This window comes from Eubacterium segne, assembly GCF_014287775.1.
In the GTDB taxonomy this organism is placed as follows: Bacteria; Bacillota; Clostridia; order Lachnospirales; family Lachnospiraceae; genus Eubacterium_G; species Eubacterium_G segne.
The window spans coordinates 103159-118623 of the sequence record NZ_JACOOZ010000005.1 but is presented as its reverse complement, the minus strand read 5'-3'; the positions used below and the strand labels follow the sequence as shown (position 1 = coordinate 118623).

At 35.7% G+C, this 15465-nt stretch carries 18 protein-coding genes; all 18 read right to left on the bottom strand.

The window, feature by feature from the left end; translation table 11 throughout:
* Positions 1 to 53: 53 nt before the first annotated feature.
* Positions 54 to 1520 (bottom strand): stage IV sporulation protein A, encoded by a 1467-nt coding sequence (gene spoIVA / locus H8S00_RS08375; RefSeq protein WP_118588636.1) that lies wholly within the window; start codon positions 1518 to 1520, stop codon positions 54 to 56.
* A 57-nt stretch (positions 1521 to 1577) separates the two neighbouring features.
* Entirely contained in the window at positions 1578 to 3146 is a 1569-nt protein-coding gene (gene cls, locus H8S00_RS08370; protein ID WP_021953095.1) for a cardiolipin synthase, read from the bottom strand.
* Positions 3147 to 3212: 66 nt separating this feature from the next.
* Positions 3213 to 4226: an NAD(P)H-dependent glycerol-3-phosphate dehydrogenase gene (locus H8S00_RS08365; RefSeq protein ID WP_021953096.1), complete on the bottom strand. Its 1014-nt coding sequence runs from the start codon at positions 4224 to 4226 to the stop codon at positions 3213 to 3215.
* Entirely contained in the window at positions 4219 to 4887 is a 669-nt protein-coding gene (gene plsY, locus H8S00_RS08360) for a glycerol-3-phosphate 1-O-acyltransferase PlsY (protein WP_021953097.1), read from the bottom strand. The genes H8S00_RS08365 and plsY overlap by 8 nt, the downstream gene beginning before the upstream one ends.
* Positions 4887 to 6209: a ribosome biogenesis GTPase Der gene (gene der, locus H8S00_RS08355; RefSeq protein ID WP_118588637.1), complete on the bottom strand. Its 1323-nt coding sequence runs from the start codon at positions 6207 to 6209 to the stop codon at positions 4887 to 4889. The genes plsY and der overlap by 1 nt, the downstream gene beginning before the upstream one ends.
* 19 nt (positions 6210 to 6228) lie before the next feature.
* Positions 6229 to 7083, bottom strand: coding sequence for a peptidoglycan editing factor PgeF (pgeF, locus tag H8S00_RS08350; protein WP_118588638.1), 855 nt, complete (start codon positions 7081 to 7083; stop codon positions 6229 to 6231).
* 14 nt (positions 7084 to 7097) lie between these two features.
* A complete protein-coding gene (locus tag H8S00_RS08345; protein ID WP_021953100.1) occupies positions 7098 to 7448 on the bottom strand; it encodes a YraN family protein in 351 nt (116 codons plus the stop codon).
* A 14-nt stretch (positions 7449 to 7462) separates the two neighbouring features.
* Positions 7463 to 8218 (bottom strand): ribonuclease HII, encoded by a 756-nt coding sequence (gene rnhB, locus H8S00_RS08340; RefSeq protein ID WP_118588639.1) that lies wholly within the window; start codon positions 8216 to 8218, stop codon positions 7463 to 7465.
* A gap of 9 nt (positions 8219 to 8227) precedes the next feature.
* The gene (gene ylqF / locus H8S00_RS08335; RefSeq protein WP_186840389.1) at positions 8228 to 9070 is read right to left on the bottom strand and encodes a ribosome biogenesis GTPase YlqF; all 843 of its coding nucleotides are present in this window, start codon (positions 9068 to 9070) and stop codon (positions 8228 to 8230) included.
* Between the two features lie 70 nt (positions 9071 to 9140).
* The gene (gene rplS / locus H8S00_RS08330; protein WP_021953103.1) at positions 9141 to 9485 is read right to left on the bottom strand and encodes a 50S ribosomal protein L19; all 345 of its coding nucleotides are present in this window, start codon (positions 9483 to 9485) and stop codon (positions 9141 to 9143) included.
* 117 nt (positions 9486 to 9602) lie between these two features.
* Positions 9603 to 10331: a tRNA (guanosine(37)-N1)-methyltransferase TrmD gene (trmD, locus tag H8S00_RS08325; protein ID WP_118588640.1), complete on the bottom strand. Its 729-nt coding sequence runs from the start codon at positions 10329 to 10331 to the stop codon at positions 9603 to 9605.
* Positions 10331 to 10840: a ribosome maturation factor RimM gene (gene rimM, locus H8S00_RS08320; RefSeq protein WP_118588641.1), complete on the bottom strand. Its 510-nt coding sequence runs from the start codon at positions 10838 to 10840 to the stop codon at positions 10331 to 10333. Before rimM ends, trmD begins: the two co-directional genes overlap by 1 nt.
* Positions 10841 to 10946: 106 nt before the next feature.
* Complete coding sequence (locus H8S00_RS08315; protein WP_021953106.1) at positions 10947 to 11177, bottom strand: KH domain-containing protein; 231 nt, start codon at positions 11175 to 11177, stop codon at positions 10947 to 10949.
* Between the two features lie 19 nt (positions 11178 to 11196).
* A complete protein-coding gene (gene rpsP, locus H8S00_RS08310) occupies positions 11197 to 11442 on the bottom strand; it encodes a 30S ribosomal protein S16 (RefSeq protein ID WP_021953107.1) in 246 nt (81 codons plus the stop codon).
* A 44-nt stretch (positions 11443 to 11486) separates the two neighbouring features.
* A complete protein-coding gene (gene ffh / locus H8S00_RS08305) occupies positions 11487 to 12833 on the bottom strand; it encodes a signal recognition particle protein (RefSeq protein WP_118588642.1) in 1347 nt (448 codons plus the stop codon).
* Positions 12834 to 12844: 11 nt separating this feature from the next.
* Entirely contained in the window at positions 12845 to 13180 is a 336-nt protein-coding gene (gene ylxM / locus H8S00_RS08300) for a YlxM family DNA-binding protein (protein WP_021953109.1), read from the bottom strand.
* A 108-nt stretch (positions 13181 to 13288) separates the two neighbouring features.
* Complete coding sequence (ilvA, locus tag H8S00_RS08295) at positions 13289 to 14509, bottom strand: threonine ammonia-lyase (RefSeq protein WP_021953110.1); 1221 nt, start codon at positions 14507 to 14509, stop codon at positions 13289 to 13291.
* A 23-nt stretch (positions 14510 to 14532) separates the two neighbouring features.
* Positions 14533 to 15456, bottom strand: coding sequence for a signal recognition particle-docking protein FtsY (gene ftsY / locus H8S00_RS08290; RefSeq protein WP_118588643.1), 924 nt, complete (start codon positions 15454 to 15456; stop codon positions 14533 to 14535).
* Positions 15457 to 15465 lie beyond the last annotated feature (9 nt).

The window sequence follows — 15465 nt, the reverse complement described above, 5'->3', positions numbered from 1 at the left end:
AGACAAGCATGTTTTAGGAAAAAGTCACAATTATTTTGTCATTTATACGTTTTTTACAGCACAATGCATATAACTCCCCTACTTTGGTCATTAGTAATCTTCTCAATTGTTCCCTGCATTCTTGACTGGGTTTCCTCTGTTAAATTATTTATTTTCGTCATTATTCCTTCATCTACAATCTGACCTATGGATTTTCCAAAAATATTTGTTTCCCAGATATTATCTTCGCTTTCTTTGTTATTAATAAAGTCAATTAAATCCTTTGCCTGCTCCTCACTCCCTATAATAGGAGATATTTCCGTTAAAATATTTGCTTTAACAAAATGTATCGAAGGCGCAGTTGCCTTGATTTTTACCCCATATTTATTGCCACTTCTGATAAGCTCCGGATTTTCAAGAACAATTTCTTCCTTATCCGGTGTGACAATGCCGTATCCGGTATTTCTCACTTTGCTTATTGCCTCATTGACCTTAATGTAATTGCTTCTCTGGGAAGCCATCTCCCTTACCATTTTTATAAGTTGGAGCTGATTCTCAATTTTGGTTCCTGTCATGTTTGTCAGCATATCGTAATAATATTTTTCATCTATATCATAATTAAATACCAGTTTTCCATTAGAAAGTTCAACTGAAGCCATTTGTGCCCCTTTAATATACTCTCCGTCAGGCTGAAGCTTTAACTTCTTAATATCCTTTATTTTAATAATTTTTGAAAGTACATCTTTAGAGAAATTCACAATATACTTCATAAGTTCATTTTCAAAATCCATAATTTCCAGCCATTTCGGTACATTGTAAACAATCTCCGTTATAGGAAATTCAAACAAAATATTTTCCAGTATGTTATTTACATCCATTTCATTCAATCTAAGGCAGTTTATGGCCAATGTGGACACGTTATATTTTGCTGCAATTTCTGCCGTTAAAGCCTGACATTCATTAGATGTAGGGTCTAAGGAATTTACCAAAATTATAAAAGGCTTATTTATACTCATTAATTCCTTTACCGTTTTATCCAAAGCCCTGTTATACGCCTCCGGCTCTATGTCGGTAAAGCTTCCGTCACACGTTATGACAACACCTATTGTTGAATGTTCTGAAATAACCTTTTCTGTCCCAATTTCAGCCGCCTTGGAAAAAGGAATATCGTAATCAAACCATGGTGTCTTTACCATCCGCTCTTTGTCATCTTCCATATGTCCCGTGGCTCCATCTACCATAAATCCCACACAATCAATAAGCCTTACCTTTACATCTGCTTTCCCACCGATTTTAATGGCAACAGCATTGTTAGGAATAAATTTAGGCTCTGTAGTCATAATTGTTTTTCCTGAAGACGACTGGGGAAGTTCATCCATTGTTCTTTTTACCTCATTATCATCTTCAATATTTGGAACAATTGCCACATCCATAAAATTCTTAATAAAAGTTGACTTTCCTGTTCTCACCGGCCCTACAACACCTATGTAAATCTCTCCATTTGTTCGTTTTTCTATGTCTTTATATACGTTAAAATCCATAAAAAATCCTCCTTGCATATATTAATACTAAAATATACGCAAAGAGGATTGTTTTTATTACATAAGAGGTGCTAAAAGTCTTAAAACTTTTCCACACGCCTTATATAATACCGGCCTGTTTCTGCACTCTATAAGAGATACCTTTTTAGAGTCCTTTAACATTTGCTGGTAATCTTCTTCAATATCTAAAATTGTCTTGTTTTTATAAATAAAACATCCGTTTTCAAAATGTAGAAACAAACTTCTGTAATCAAGATTTATGGTTCCTACTGTAGCCTTTTCATCATCACTGATAAACATTTTGGCGTGGGTAAATCCCGGAGTATACTCATATATTTCAACTCCCGCTTCAATTAACTCACTGTAATAGGTTCTTGCTAAGCAAAATGCATATGCCTTATCAGGTATTCCCGGCATTACAATTTTTACATCAACCCCACGCTTTGCAGCAAATTTAAGGGATGACATCATAACATTATCAATTACAAGGTATGGAGTTACAATATGTAAATATCTGTTTGCAGTATTTATTATGTGCAAATACACTGACTCTCCAACATGTTCCTTCCCAAATGGATCATCTCCATAGCCAATAACATAACCGTTATTTGGGAATTTATAAGGAATATCAATGTCTAAATATCTGTCAAAATTTCCTATGGTCTTTTCAGTTACATTCCACATTTGCAAAAACATAAGGGTAAAGCTTTTAGCAGCATCCCCTCTGAGCATAACTGCCGTATCCTTCCAGTAACCGAATCGTTCCACTATATTCATATATTCATCAGCTAAATTTATGCCCCCTGTAAATGCCACCTTGCCGTCAATAACCAAAACCTTACGGTGATCCCTGTTATTTTGCTGGGTGGTAAAAAACGGTCTTGCTGGAGCAAAGGTTTTAGACTTAATGCCTTTTCTTCTTAACTTCTTAAAATATCCTACAGGAAGCTTTGTAAGGGAACATAACCCATCATACATTACACGGACTTCAACCCCCTGCTGTACTTTCTTTTCAAGGACTCTTAAAATGGAATTCCAAACTCTTCCTTCCTCAATAATAAAGTACTCCATAAATATAAAATCCTGTGCTTCCTCTAACTGCTCAATTAATGCCTTATACTTGGCTTCACCACAGTTAAAATATGTAACTTCCGTATTTCTATATACCGGGCATCCTGTGTTGTCGTATACATATTTAGCAATCATGGACACCTGTTTATCCTGAATCTGCAAATCATTGTATATATTCTGGTCAGGAATTAAATATCTGTCTGACCTTACGTCAATATGTTCAAGTTTTTTCTTAAGCAAAATTGACCCCGGCTGTAGCATAAAATAAAGATACATCAATATCCCAAATGCCGGAACAATCATAATGAATATAACCCAGATAAGCTTCATGGTAGGGTCTGATTTATCATTTACAATATATATAACTACAAGAATCTGTAAAATTGTAATGCAATAGGACATTCCTTTACTTAAAGAAGCATTGTATGCCAAAGCCATAAACACTCCTACCTGCAATGCCACCATAAGACCGAATATGAAAATACGGCTAAAGAGAAATGCCGCAAGTCCTTTTTTTCCTTTGTGCTCAGGTTTATTTATTTTCCTATGTTCCATAAAACCTCCATAGTTATAATTGTTATAAATTCAGGTTAAATAAATATGATTTAAGTATCATAAGACTTATTCATCCCACTGCAAATCCCTATATTCGTTTGTCTGCTCTCTTTCCATTAATTCCCACATTCCGTCAATAGCAGTTTTTCCCTCAAACAAAACCTGATTAACCGCCTCAATAATAGGAACGCTGACATTATATTTTCTTGCAAGCTCTAATGCCGCCTTAGCTGATACAGCACCCTCTACTACCATTTTTACTTCTTTTACAGCCTCATCAAGGGTATAGCCTTTACCAATAAGCACACCGGCTCTTCTGTTTCTTGAATGTTTACTGTTACATGTAACAATTAAATCCCCGATTCCTGAAAGTCCGTAAAAAGTCTTGGCATTGCCCCCCATTTCAACGCCTAATTGTGTGATTTCCTTTATTCCACGGGTAATAAGGGCAGCTTCCGTATTATCTCCAAAACCCAATCCATCAATAATTCCCGCAGCTAAAGCTATAACGTTTTTAAGGGAACCGCCTAATTCTATGCTTTTTCTGTCAGGGCTTATATAGGTTCTAAAAACCTTATTGGCAAACAGATTCTGAACTTTCAAGGCAACCTTGAATTTTTTAGCCCCAACAACCACTACTGTAGGTATGTTTCTTGCCACTTCCTCTGCGTGACTTGGCCCTGATAAAACCACAGCCTCTACTCCCGGAATTTCCTGTTCAATAATTTCCGTCATTGTGTCAAAGGTTTCATTTTCTATACCCTTTGCCACATCAACAACTATCTGACCTTCATCTACATATGGTTTTAACAGTTTTGAAGTGCTTCTTACATAGGAGGATGCCACCGCCATAACAATCATTTCCTTGTCCTTTGCAGCCTCTTCCATACTGTTTGTAATATGAATTGCTTCGGGAATCTTAATTCCCGGAAGGCATATTTTATTTTCCCTGTCATTTGTAAGCTCGTCTACTTCTTTTTGAAGAAATGACCACAAAGTAACATCATTTCCATTTTCATATAAAACCTTTGCTAAAGCGATAGCCCATCCGCCACCGCCAAGTACTGCAACTTTAGCCATTGCTTTCCTCCTTTTTATGACCGATTTTTCTCTCAGTTCCATTTAAAAGACGCTTAATATTTTCTTTATGTCTTATAAAAGAAAGAGCAGTCATAATGAAAACTAAAATATAAGCTTCTATTTTATCATTGCTATGGAGGTTATGTACCATTCCCAACTGTCCCCATACAATCATTTCAATAAAAAATCCCGTCATCATGCAAAGAGAACTAAATGATACATATTTTGTGAGATAAAGGGCTATAAAGAATGTCAAAAAGCCCATTATAACAAACTTCCAGTCAAAAAATGATATTGCAAAAATCACTCCTGATGATGCCGCTATTCCCTTTCCCCCTTTAAAATTCATATAAAAAGGAAAATTGTGTCCCAGAACTACTCCAAGTCCCGTATATAAAGCAATAACCATCATGCTGTCACTACATACCTTTCCAAACATAAATGATGTAAGGATAATGGCAAAAACAGCCTTTAGGGCATCCCCAAAATATGTTATAAATCCATATTTTTTACCTAAAGTTCTCATGGTATTGGTAGTTCCTGAATTACCACTGCCATAATCCCTTATATCTATATTATGCATTTTCCCAATGATAAATCCCGTCTGAAACAAACCGAAAACATATCCTATTATAATACAAAGTGCCTTTTGTAAAACCATTACTTCTCCTTCCTTTCCCTGATAATAAATCTAAGAGGAGTTCCCTTAAATCCAAATGCTTCACGAATCTTATTTTCAATATATCTTGTGTAAGAAAAGTGCATTAATTCTTTGTCATTTACAAAAATAACAAATGTAGGTGGTTTTACCGCAACCTGAGTAATATAAAACAGTTTTAATCTCTTACCCTTATCTGATGGTGGTTGCTGCATAGCAACTGCCTCTGCCATAATTTCATTAAGTATTCCTGTTTCAACTCTCATTGAATGATTTTCAATTACAAAATCAATCATGTCAAAAAGCTTGTATAATCTCTGTCCTGTTAAAGCTGAAATAAACATAATTTCCGCATATGGCATAAAAGATAAAATTTGTCTTACTTTATTACTATATTCATAAACCGTTTTGTCATTCTTTTCTATGGCATCCCATTTATTTACTGCAATAATGACACCTTTACCGTTTTCATGGGCAATACCTGCTATTTTAGCATCCTGCTCCGTTACTCCTTCAATGGCATCAATTACAATAACCACCACATCGGCACGTTCCACTGCAGTAACGGTTCTTATAATACTGTATTTTTCAATTTCTTCCTTTACCTTTGATTTTCTTCTAAGTCCTGCCGTATCTATAAATACATATTCCCTTCCGTTCCATTTAACGTCTGTATCAATGGCATCTCTTGTAGTTCCTGCAATATTAGAAACAATTACCCTGCTTTCTCCTGTAAGTTTGTTGATAATAGAGGACTTTCCTACATTTGGTTTTCCCACTATGGCAATTCGAGGTCTGTCATCATCCTCTGCCTCTAGCTTAAGAGATGCAAAATGCTCAGTAACCTTATCTAACATATCACCAAGTCCGCTTCTCTGGGCTGCTGAAATTGCTATAGGCTCCCCGATTCCCAAGTTATAAAACTCAAAAACATCGGCCATCATTTTATTGTAATTATCCACTTTATTTACTACAAGAATAACCGGTTTTCTGCTTCTTCTAAGCATATCTGCCACTTTTGCATCAGCATCAATAAGTCCCTGTTTTACATCTGTCATAAAAATTATAACATCTGCAGTATCTATGGCAATCTGCGCCTGTTCTCTCATTTGTGACAATATAATATCACTGCTGTCCGGCTCAATTCCTCCTGTATCAATTAATGTAAACTGGTGGTTAAGCCAGTCGATATCTGCATATATTCTATCTCTTGTTACCCCCGGAGTATCTTTTACTATTGAAATCATCTGACCTGCTAATGCATTAAATAATGTAGATTTTCCTACATTTGGTCTTCCAACTATAGCTACTATAGGTTTATTCATATATACACCTCTCTGTTTATCATTTATCTATACTTAAAAATGCAGCAAGATTTCCTCTTCTGCCTTGTGTTGCCCTGTGGGAAAACATCATTTCCATGTTGTGACATGTACAAATATCCGGCATATGTATGTTTTCTTCGTATACACCACATTCCTTAAATATTATATAATTACATTCCCACAAATCCAACTGATATTTACCATTACCTTTATTAATTAAAATATCTTTTTCCCTACCCTTAAAAGCGGCTTCAAATTCAGTTGCCACATCTTCACTTACTTCGTAGCAGTCTCTGCATATTGAAGGTCCGATGCAGGCTATTACATCCTTAGGATTGGTTCCGTAAGTTTCTTTCATTAAATCCAAAGTAACCTTTCCTATTTTTCCTACAGTTCCTCTCCATCCTGAATGACTAAGCCCTATGGCTTTATTTTTAGTATCTACCATATACAAAGGAACACAGTCTGCAAAATATGTTGCCAATACAATTCCCTTTTCATTGGTTATCATTCCATCTACATCATCATAATCCCGTTCCCTGTAAATACCTTTGCCACAATCTTTTTTTGACACTATTTTTACATTTGTTGTGTGAGTCTGCTTACTTGCCACGATATTTTCAGGATTAAATCCAATGGCATTTGCAATAATTTCATGGTTCTTTACAACATTTTCCGGCAAATCATTTCTTCCAAAGCCTAAATTCATGGTAGAAAGAACTCCCTCGCTTACCCCTCCAAGTCTGGTTGAAAATCCGTTTTTAAGCCACTTAATATCAGCAAGAGCCCTGTAAGATATATAAGGAACATTATCTTTAAAGTTAATCCTTGTACTATTTCTGTTTTCTTTATTTAAAATAACTATATTTTTCATTTATACCTCATCTATTAAAATGAATTAAAACTGTTAAAAATATACTCAATATTATCACCCTGAATACTTATTACATCAAAACTGCACTGGGTGTCTGAATATACCGGATTACAGGTAATAAACCACATTGCCGAATTATATATTTTATTCATTTTTGTCTTATTTACTGCCTCTTTTGCATATCCGTATTCAGTATTTTTTCTGTATTTTACCTCAATAAACCGCAATATATCTTCTTTTATGGCTATAATATCAATCTCACCCTTAGGGCATCTGAAATTTTTAACAATAACCGTAAAGCCATTATTTTTAAGATATTCTACTGCCTTTTCCTCATACAGACTGCCAATATTACGTTTGTTCATGTATCCCCTTTATGTTATATAAAATTATGTATAAATGACCTTCTGTGAATTGGACATGGACCATATTTCTTCAGGGCTTCTATATGCTTTGCAGAGCCATATCCCTTATTAGATGCGAAATCATATTCCGGATATATTTTGTCATATTCCACCATCATTGCATCCCTTGTAACCTTTGCAATAATACTTGCAGCCCCTATGGAAATGCTTTTGGCATCTCCTTTTATAATAGGAACCTGTTTAATATTAACCAAAGGGATATTTACTGCATCATTTAACAAAATATCAGGCTGCACATTTAAAGTTGCAATGGCTTTTCTCATAGCCTCATATGTTGCCTGCAAAATGTTTACTTTATCTATATACTGAGGGCTTACCAAAGCCGTTTTGGCACTTACTGCCTTTTCCATTATTATCTGAAATAATTCCTCTCTTTTGGATGCCGTAAGCTTTTTGGAATCATTAATATACAAAATATCACAATCCTTTGGCAATATAACCGCTCCGGCAACTACCGGACCCGCAAGAGGACCTCTTCCCACCTCATCAATTCCACAAATATAATTATAATCACTATACTTATTTTCAAAAAATTTCAGATTTTCGGTTCTGGCAACTTCCTTATTATAAGCCTCTATTTCTTTTTCTGCCTTAAGTACCAGCTTTTTAACACCGCTTCTTTCATCAGTATTATAATGCTTTATAAATTCACTTAGGGCTGTTACATCTGTGTTTTTAAGTATCTCTTTTATCTCGTTAATACTTTGCATTTTATTCCTCTAATTCAAGCAGTCAATAGTTATTCTGCCTAACTTTCCACTTCTAAAATCATCCATAATCATAGATGATGTTTTATCAAGATCAGGTTTGTTACCCTTTAACTTGCATCCTCTGACTTCCGCTACCTGATACATTACCTGTAAAGGGTCTTCATCTCCCACTATACCATATCTGTTAAGAAATGCCTCCGGATATGTTTTTGAGACTTCCTTGATAAGCTGATAAGCCAGTTCTGCCATATCAAGATTATTATCATTCATTGAACCGATAAAAGCAAGGTGCAATCCAATTTTCTGGTCATCAAACTTAGGCCACAACACTCCCGGTGTGTCTAACAGTTCTAAGTTCTTACCAAGCCTAATCCACTGCTTTCCCTTGGTTACTCCCGGCTTGTTTCCTGTTTTGGCACAATTTTTACCTGCATATGCATTAATAAATGTAGATTTTCCCACATTAGGTATTCCAACTACCATAGCCCTTACAGGTCTGTTTTTTATACCTTTTCTTTTATCCCGTTCTATTTTTTCTTTACATACAGTTAAAACCGCATTGTTTATATCTTTAATTCCCTGTTTATTTTTTGAATTAATTTTTAAGGCAATAATTCCCTTATCCTTGAAATACTGTATCCATTTATTGTTCTGTGCTTCATCAGCTAAATCTGATTTGTTAAGCAAAACAAGTCTTGCCTTATTTTTTCCCAAATTATCTATGTCAGGATTTCTACTGCTAATGGGAATTCTTGCATCTAATAATCCTATAACTAAATCTATAAGTTTTATATCTTCTTTCATCTGGCGCATAGCCTTAGTCATATGCCCCGGATACCACTGATAATCCATTACAATCTCCCTGTTTTAAATGACGAAAAAAGGAACGAGTAAAACCCGCTCCTTTTGAAAGTAGTCATTATTATTTAACTAATTCTTTAACCTTAGCAGCTTTACCAACTCTGCTTCTGATGTAGTTAAGTTTAGCTCTTCTAACTTTACCTCTTCTAACAACTTCGATGTTAGCGATTGATGGTGAGTAAAGTGGCCATGTTCTTTCAACACCGATACCATTTGAGTTCTTTCTTACAGTAAATGTTGCTCTGTTGCTTCCACCCTGTTTCTTAATAACAAGACCTTCAAAAACCTGAATTCTTTCACGGTTTCCTTCCACGATCTTAGCGTGAACCTTAATAGTATCACCTACGTTAAAATCTGTAACTTCCTTAATCTGAGCTGCTTCAATTTCTTTGATTAATTCCTGCATAATATCCTCCTCATTTATTCCGATGTTCTTAATACCAGACCGGTAACAGAGGACCATCTTTTATTACTTTTATACAGCATTTGTTATCTTAACATAACTTGTCTTTTTTTGCAAGTATTATTTTTCCATGGTTCTTATGAATTTGAGGTCTTCCTTATCCAGTTTAGCCTTTTCCATTAAGTCCGGCCTTCTTTCCATTGTTCTTAGAATGGATTGATTTCTTCTCCACCTGTCAACCTTTCCATGGTCTCCTGACAAAAGAATAGGCGGAACATCCTTTTCCATAAACTTTGCCGGCCTTGTATACTGAGGATACTCCAGCAGATTATCATTAAAAGATTCAAATTCCGCTGAAACTTCATTGTTAAGCACTCCGGGAACTAATCTTGATATGGCATCAATCATAACCATAGACGGAAGCTCCCCTCCCGTAAGTACATAATCTCCAATGGACACGTTATCTGTAACTATCATTTCCAGCACCCGCTCATCAATTCCTTCATAATGACCGCATAGAAAAACAATATCCTTTTCCTTTGCGAATTCTTCAGCCATACCCTGGTTAAAAACCTTTCCCTGAGGTGTCATGTAAAGAACTCTTGGAGCGTAGCCAATTTTTTCCACCACAGACTCGTAGCTTCTATATACAGGCCCCGGCTGCATAACCATTCCGGCACCGCCACCATATGGATAATCGTCTACCTGACCATATTTATTTCCTGCAAAATCTCTTATGTTAATTGCATTTACGCTAATAAGATTATTCTGAATTGCCCTTCCGGTAATACTTGTATTTACCCCCTGTTCAATCATTTCAGGAAACAATGTCAAAACGTGAAAATTCATTAATCTAATAATCCTTTCATTATATGAACTTTTATAACCTTGTTTTCAATATTTTTTTCCAACACACACTCATCTATGGCCGGAAGCAACACTTCTTTTCCTTCATGGGTTTTGACAACATATACGTCGTTTGCCCCTGTTTGCATTACATCCACTAACTCTCCGAAATCTTCCCCTTCATCAGTAATGATTTTACATCCTACCATATCTACTATAAAATATTCCCCTTCTTCAAGAGGTACTGCATTTTCCCTTGTTACAAGTAAGTCCATTCCTTTATAGGGAATAACCTGGTCTACGTTGTCAAATTGTTTAAAGCGCAAAATAACCATGTTTTTAAAATATTTTACCCCTGTAACCTGTAATTCCATATATCCTTTTTTTGTATCTAAAACTACATCCTTTAAGTAGTCAAATCTTCTTACGTCATCTGTTGTAGGATAAACTTTTACTTCACCATGAACACCATGGGTAGATGTTATAACTCCAACTCTTAAATATTTTTCCATCTTTTCCTCGCCTTGATATAATGCATGTATTTTTTTAAATCACCTATAGAAATAACAAGGCTGGAAATAATCTCCAGCCTTGTTGCACTTGCATTAAAGTAATACTTTATTCTGCTATTTCTACTTTAACTTTCTTGTCATATTTAGAAGATGCAGCCTTTACTACTGAACGAATAGCCTTTGCAATTCTTCCCTGCTTTCCAATTACCTTGCCCATATCATCTGAAGCAACATGTAACTGTATAACAATTTCCCTTTCATTTTCTGTCTGGGTTACTACAACTTCATCAGGAGAGTCAACAAGTGCTTTTGCAATTGTTTCTACCAATTCTTTCATGAATCTGCCCTCCGATTAATTATTTTTCAATTCCGGCCTGCTTTAAAAGCTTTCCAACTGTTTCTGTTGGCTGTGCTCCGTTAGCTAACCATTTCTTTGCAGCTTCTTCATTTACAGTAACTAAGCTTGGTTCCTGATTTGGATCATATGTTCCGATTTCTTCAACGAATCTTCCATCTCTAGGTGATCTTGAATCAGCAACAACTATTCTGTAAACAGGATTTCTCTTCTTTCCCATTCTCTTTAATCTAATTTTTACTGCCATTTTTTTACCTCCATAAATTTTATCTGATAATTAGTCAATTATATCTAAAAGCCAAAAGGCATTTTAAATCCACCTCGTTTTTTCCTGCCCCCCATCATTCCAGGCATATTCTTCATCATTTTTCTTGCCTGTTCAAACTGCTTAACCAGTTTGTTTACTTCACTAATGTCTACACCTGCTCCATTGGCAATACGTCTTTTTCTTGACGGATTAATCAGGTCAGGATTTCCTCTTTCTTCTTTAGTCATTGAAAAAATAATAGCTTCTATTTTTCCCAACTGTTTCTCATCAGGAAGCATGTCGTCCTTAATCTGACCGCCTACCCCGGGAATCATATTAATAAGTGATGACAAACCACCCATGTTCTTAATCTGTCCCATATATTCAAGATAATCATCAAATGTAAACTGTGCCTTTCTAAGCCTTTGTTCCATTTCTTTTGCCTTATCCTGATCTATAGCCTGTTCAGCCTTTTCAATAAGTGATAACACATCACCCATACCAAGGATTCTTGAAGCCATTCTGTCGGGATGAAACTGTTCTAAATCTGAAAGTTTCTCTCCCATACCTATATAAAGAATCGGCTTTCCGGTAACTGCCTTAATTGATAATGCCGCACCACCTCTTGTATCACCGTCTAACTTAGTAACGATAATACCGTCAATACCGATTTTTTCATTAAATTCCTTAGCTACATTTACAGCATCCTGTCCTGTCATGGCATCTACAACCAATACAGTCTGTGTAATATCAATATTGTCTCTTATTTCCACAAGTTCATTCATCATGTCCTCATCAACATGTAAACGTCCTGCCGTATCTAAAATAACTACATTATTGCCATTCTTTTTGGCATGTTCAATACTTGCCTTTGCAATATTAAGAGGCTTTTGTTTGTCTCCCATGGCAAATACAGGAACCTGCTGTTTCTCACCGTTAATTTTTAACTGGTCAATAGCTGCAGGACGGTAAACATCACAGGCAACTAACAGCGGTCTTTTACCTTTAGCCTTTAACTTGCCGGCTATCTTGGCAGTGGTTGTAGTTTTACCCGCACCCTGAAGACCCATCATCATAATAACCGTTATCTGGTTATCAGGAAGAAGCTTAAGCTCCGTAGTTTCAGAACCCATAAGTGCTGTCAGCTCTTCGTTAACAATCTTAATAACCATCTGTCCCGGTGTAAGAGAACTCATAACATCCTGTCCTACAGCTCTCTCCTGAACCTTTTTAATAAAGTCCTTTACTACCTTAAAGCTTACATCTGCTTCTAATAAAGCAATTTTTACTTCTTTTAAGGCAGCCTTTACATCATCTTCCGTGAGACGGCCTTTACTTCTTAAATTTTTAAATATATTCTGTAACTTATCGGATAAGCTTTCAAATGCCAAAGCCATACCTCCTAATAATTATCTAATATTTCCTGAGCTATCATTTTTATTTCAGAAATATTTTTCTGATTTATATCACTGTCTGCTAACTGACAGATTCTTCTCACATCTTCCTTAGTCTTGGAAAATCTCTCTACAAGGTGTAGCTTTTCCTCGTAACCGTTTAATATCCTGTCACAGCGTTTCACCATGTCGTGAACTCCCTGCCTTGAAATTCCCCTTTCCTGGGCAATCTCTCCAAGACTATAGTCATTTAATATAAAATCCTCATATATTTCCTTTTGATGTTCCGTAAGAAGTTCGCCATAAAAATCATATAACATAGAACTTTTATATACATCTTTCATCGTAAACATACCTTTCTATATGATTTGATTTTACCACCTAGAGTATAATACAGTAAAAAGCAAAAGGTGTCAAGTATTTTTTCTTGACACCTTTGTTTTTGTTTTATTTTATAAATTTGGAGCTTCTTCCTTTGGATTATAACCTGTTTTTTTCAAGGCTTCAAGAATCTGTTCCTTATGGTCATGTCCAAAGCATTCCAATGTAACCTTTAATTCAACAGCTGCATTTCTGTTTACTGAAACAAACTGATTATGCTCTAACTTAATTACATTACCTTGCTGCTTTGCAATTTCATTTGCCACCTTAACCAATTCGCCCGGCTTGTCAGGAAGCAATACGGAAACACTAAATACTCTTCCACGCTGGATTAATCCATGCTGAAGGGTAGATGACATTGTGATTATGTCCATGTTACCACCACTTATGATTGAAACAACCTTTTTGTCCTTAAATTTCAGATGTTTAAGAGCTGCTACCGTAAGAAGTCCCGAATTTTCAGCAACTAACTTATGATTTTCAACCATATCTAAAAATGCATCTATTAATTCTTCATCCTTAATTGTAATAATTTCATCAATATTTTTCTGGATATAAGGAAAGATAATCTCTCCCGGTGTTTTTACCGCAGTACCGTCAGCAATGGTATTGGCACTATCTAATGTAACAACATGTCCTGCTTCAAGACTTGCCTTCATACAGGCTGCATGTTCAGGTTCCACACCAATAACCTTAATTCTCGGATTAAGCATTTTAGCCAATGTGCTTACACCTGTTGCTAATCCGCCTCCTCCTATTGGAACCAAAATACAGTCAACTGTTGGAAGTTCTTTAAATATTTCCATGGCAATTGTTCCCTGACCTGTTGCCACATCCAAATCGTCAAATGGTGGAATAAATGTATATCCTTGCTTTGATGCAAGATTTAAAGCATATTTGCAGGCATCATCGTATACATCACCATATAAAACCACGTCTGCACCATAGTTTTTGGTTCTGTTCACTTTCATAAGTGGAGTTACCGTAGGCATTACAATGGTAGCCTTAGCTCCATATATTTTTGCTGCGTAAGCTACACCCTGGGCATGATTTCCTGCTGATGCAGTAATAAGACCCCTCTCTCTTTCTTCTTCAGAAAGAGTGCTGATTTTATAATACGCACCTCTTACCTTGTAAGCCCCTGTAAACTGCATGTTTTCAGGTTTAATATACACATGGTTACCTGTCTGTTCACTGAAATAATCACTGTAAATTAAGTTTGTATTAATAGTTACTTTTTTTACTATTTCACTAGCTTCCTCAAATTTTCTTAAAGTTAATTTTTTCTCCATAACAATACCTCTATCTGACTAAATTACTCCTGTACGTTAAATAATGCTTCCACAAAATCGTGTGCATCAAATTTCTGTAAATCATCAATCTGTTCTCCCACACCTATATATTTTACAGGTATGCCAAGTTCCGCCTGAATGGCAATGGCTATTCCACCCTTAGCAGTTCCATCCATTTTTGTAAGAATAACACCGGTAATGTCAGCACATTCCTTAAACTGCTTAGCCTGTACTAAGGCATTTTGTCCTGTTGTGGCATCAAGAACTATGAAGTTTTCCCTATGGCATCCACCATATTCTTTTTCAATGATTCTGTCTAACTTCTTTAATTCTTCCATAAGATTTTTCTTATTATGAAGTCTTCCTGCTGTATCGCACAAAAGAATATCTGCACCTTTATTTTTAGCTGATGATATGGCATCAAACAAGACAGAACCCGGATCCGAGCCTTCCTTTCCTGAAACAATGTCAACTCCTGCCCTGTCAGCCCATTCTTTTAACTGTTCTGCAGCAGCCGCCCTAAACGTATCAGCGGCAGCCAAAACTACCTTTTTGTTATTTTTCTTAAACTGACTTGCCAGTTTTCCAATGGAAGTGGTTTTTCCCACCCCGTTTACACCAATCATTAAAATTACGGAACGCTGATTTTCAAAATCGTATGCATTTTCCCCTATATCCATTTGCTCTTCTATGTTTTTTATAAGCAAATCCTTACATTCCATAGGCTCCTTAATTTTTAATTCTTTTACCTGTTCCTTTAATGTATCAAGAATTTCTTCTGTAGTATTCACTCCAATATCACTCATAATAAGAGTTTCCTCTAACTCTTCATAAAAGTCATCATCTATATTGGAAAATCCCGTAAAAATGGAATTTAATCCTGACACAATATTGTTTCTGGTTTTTGTAAGTCCTGAAACTAATTTTTCAAAAAACTTTCCTGCCATATTTAATAC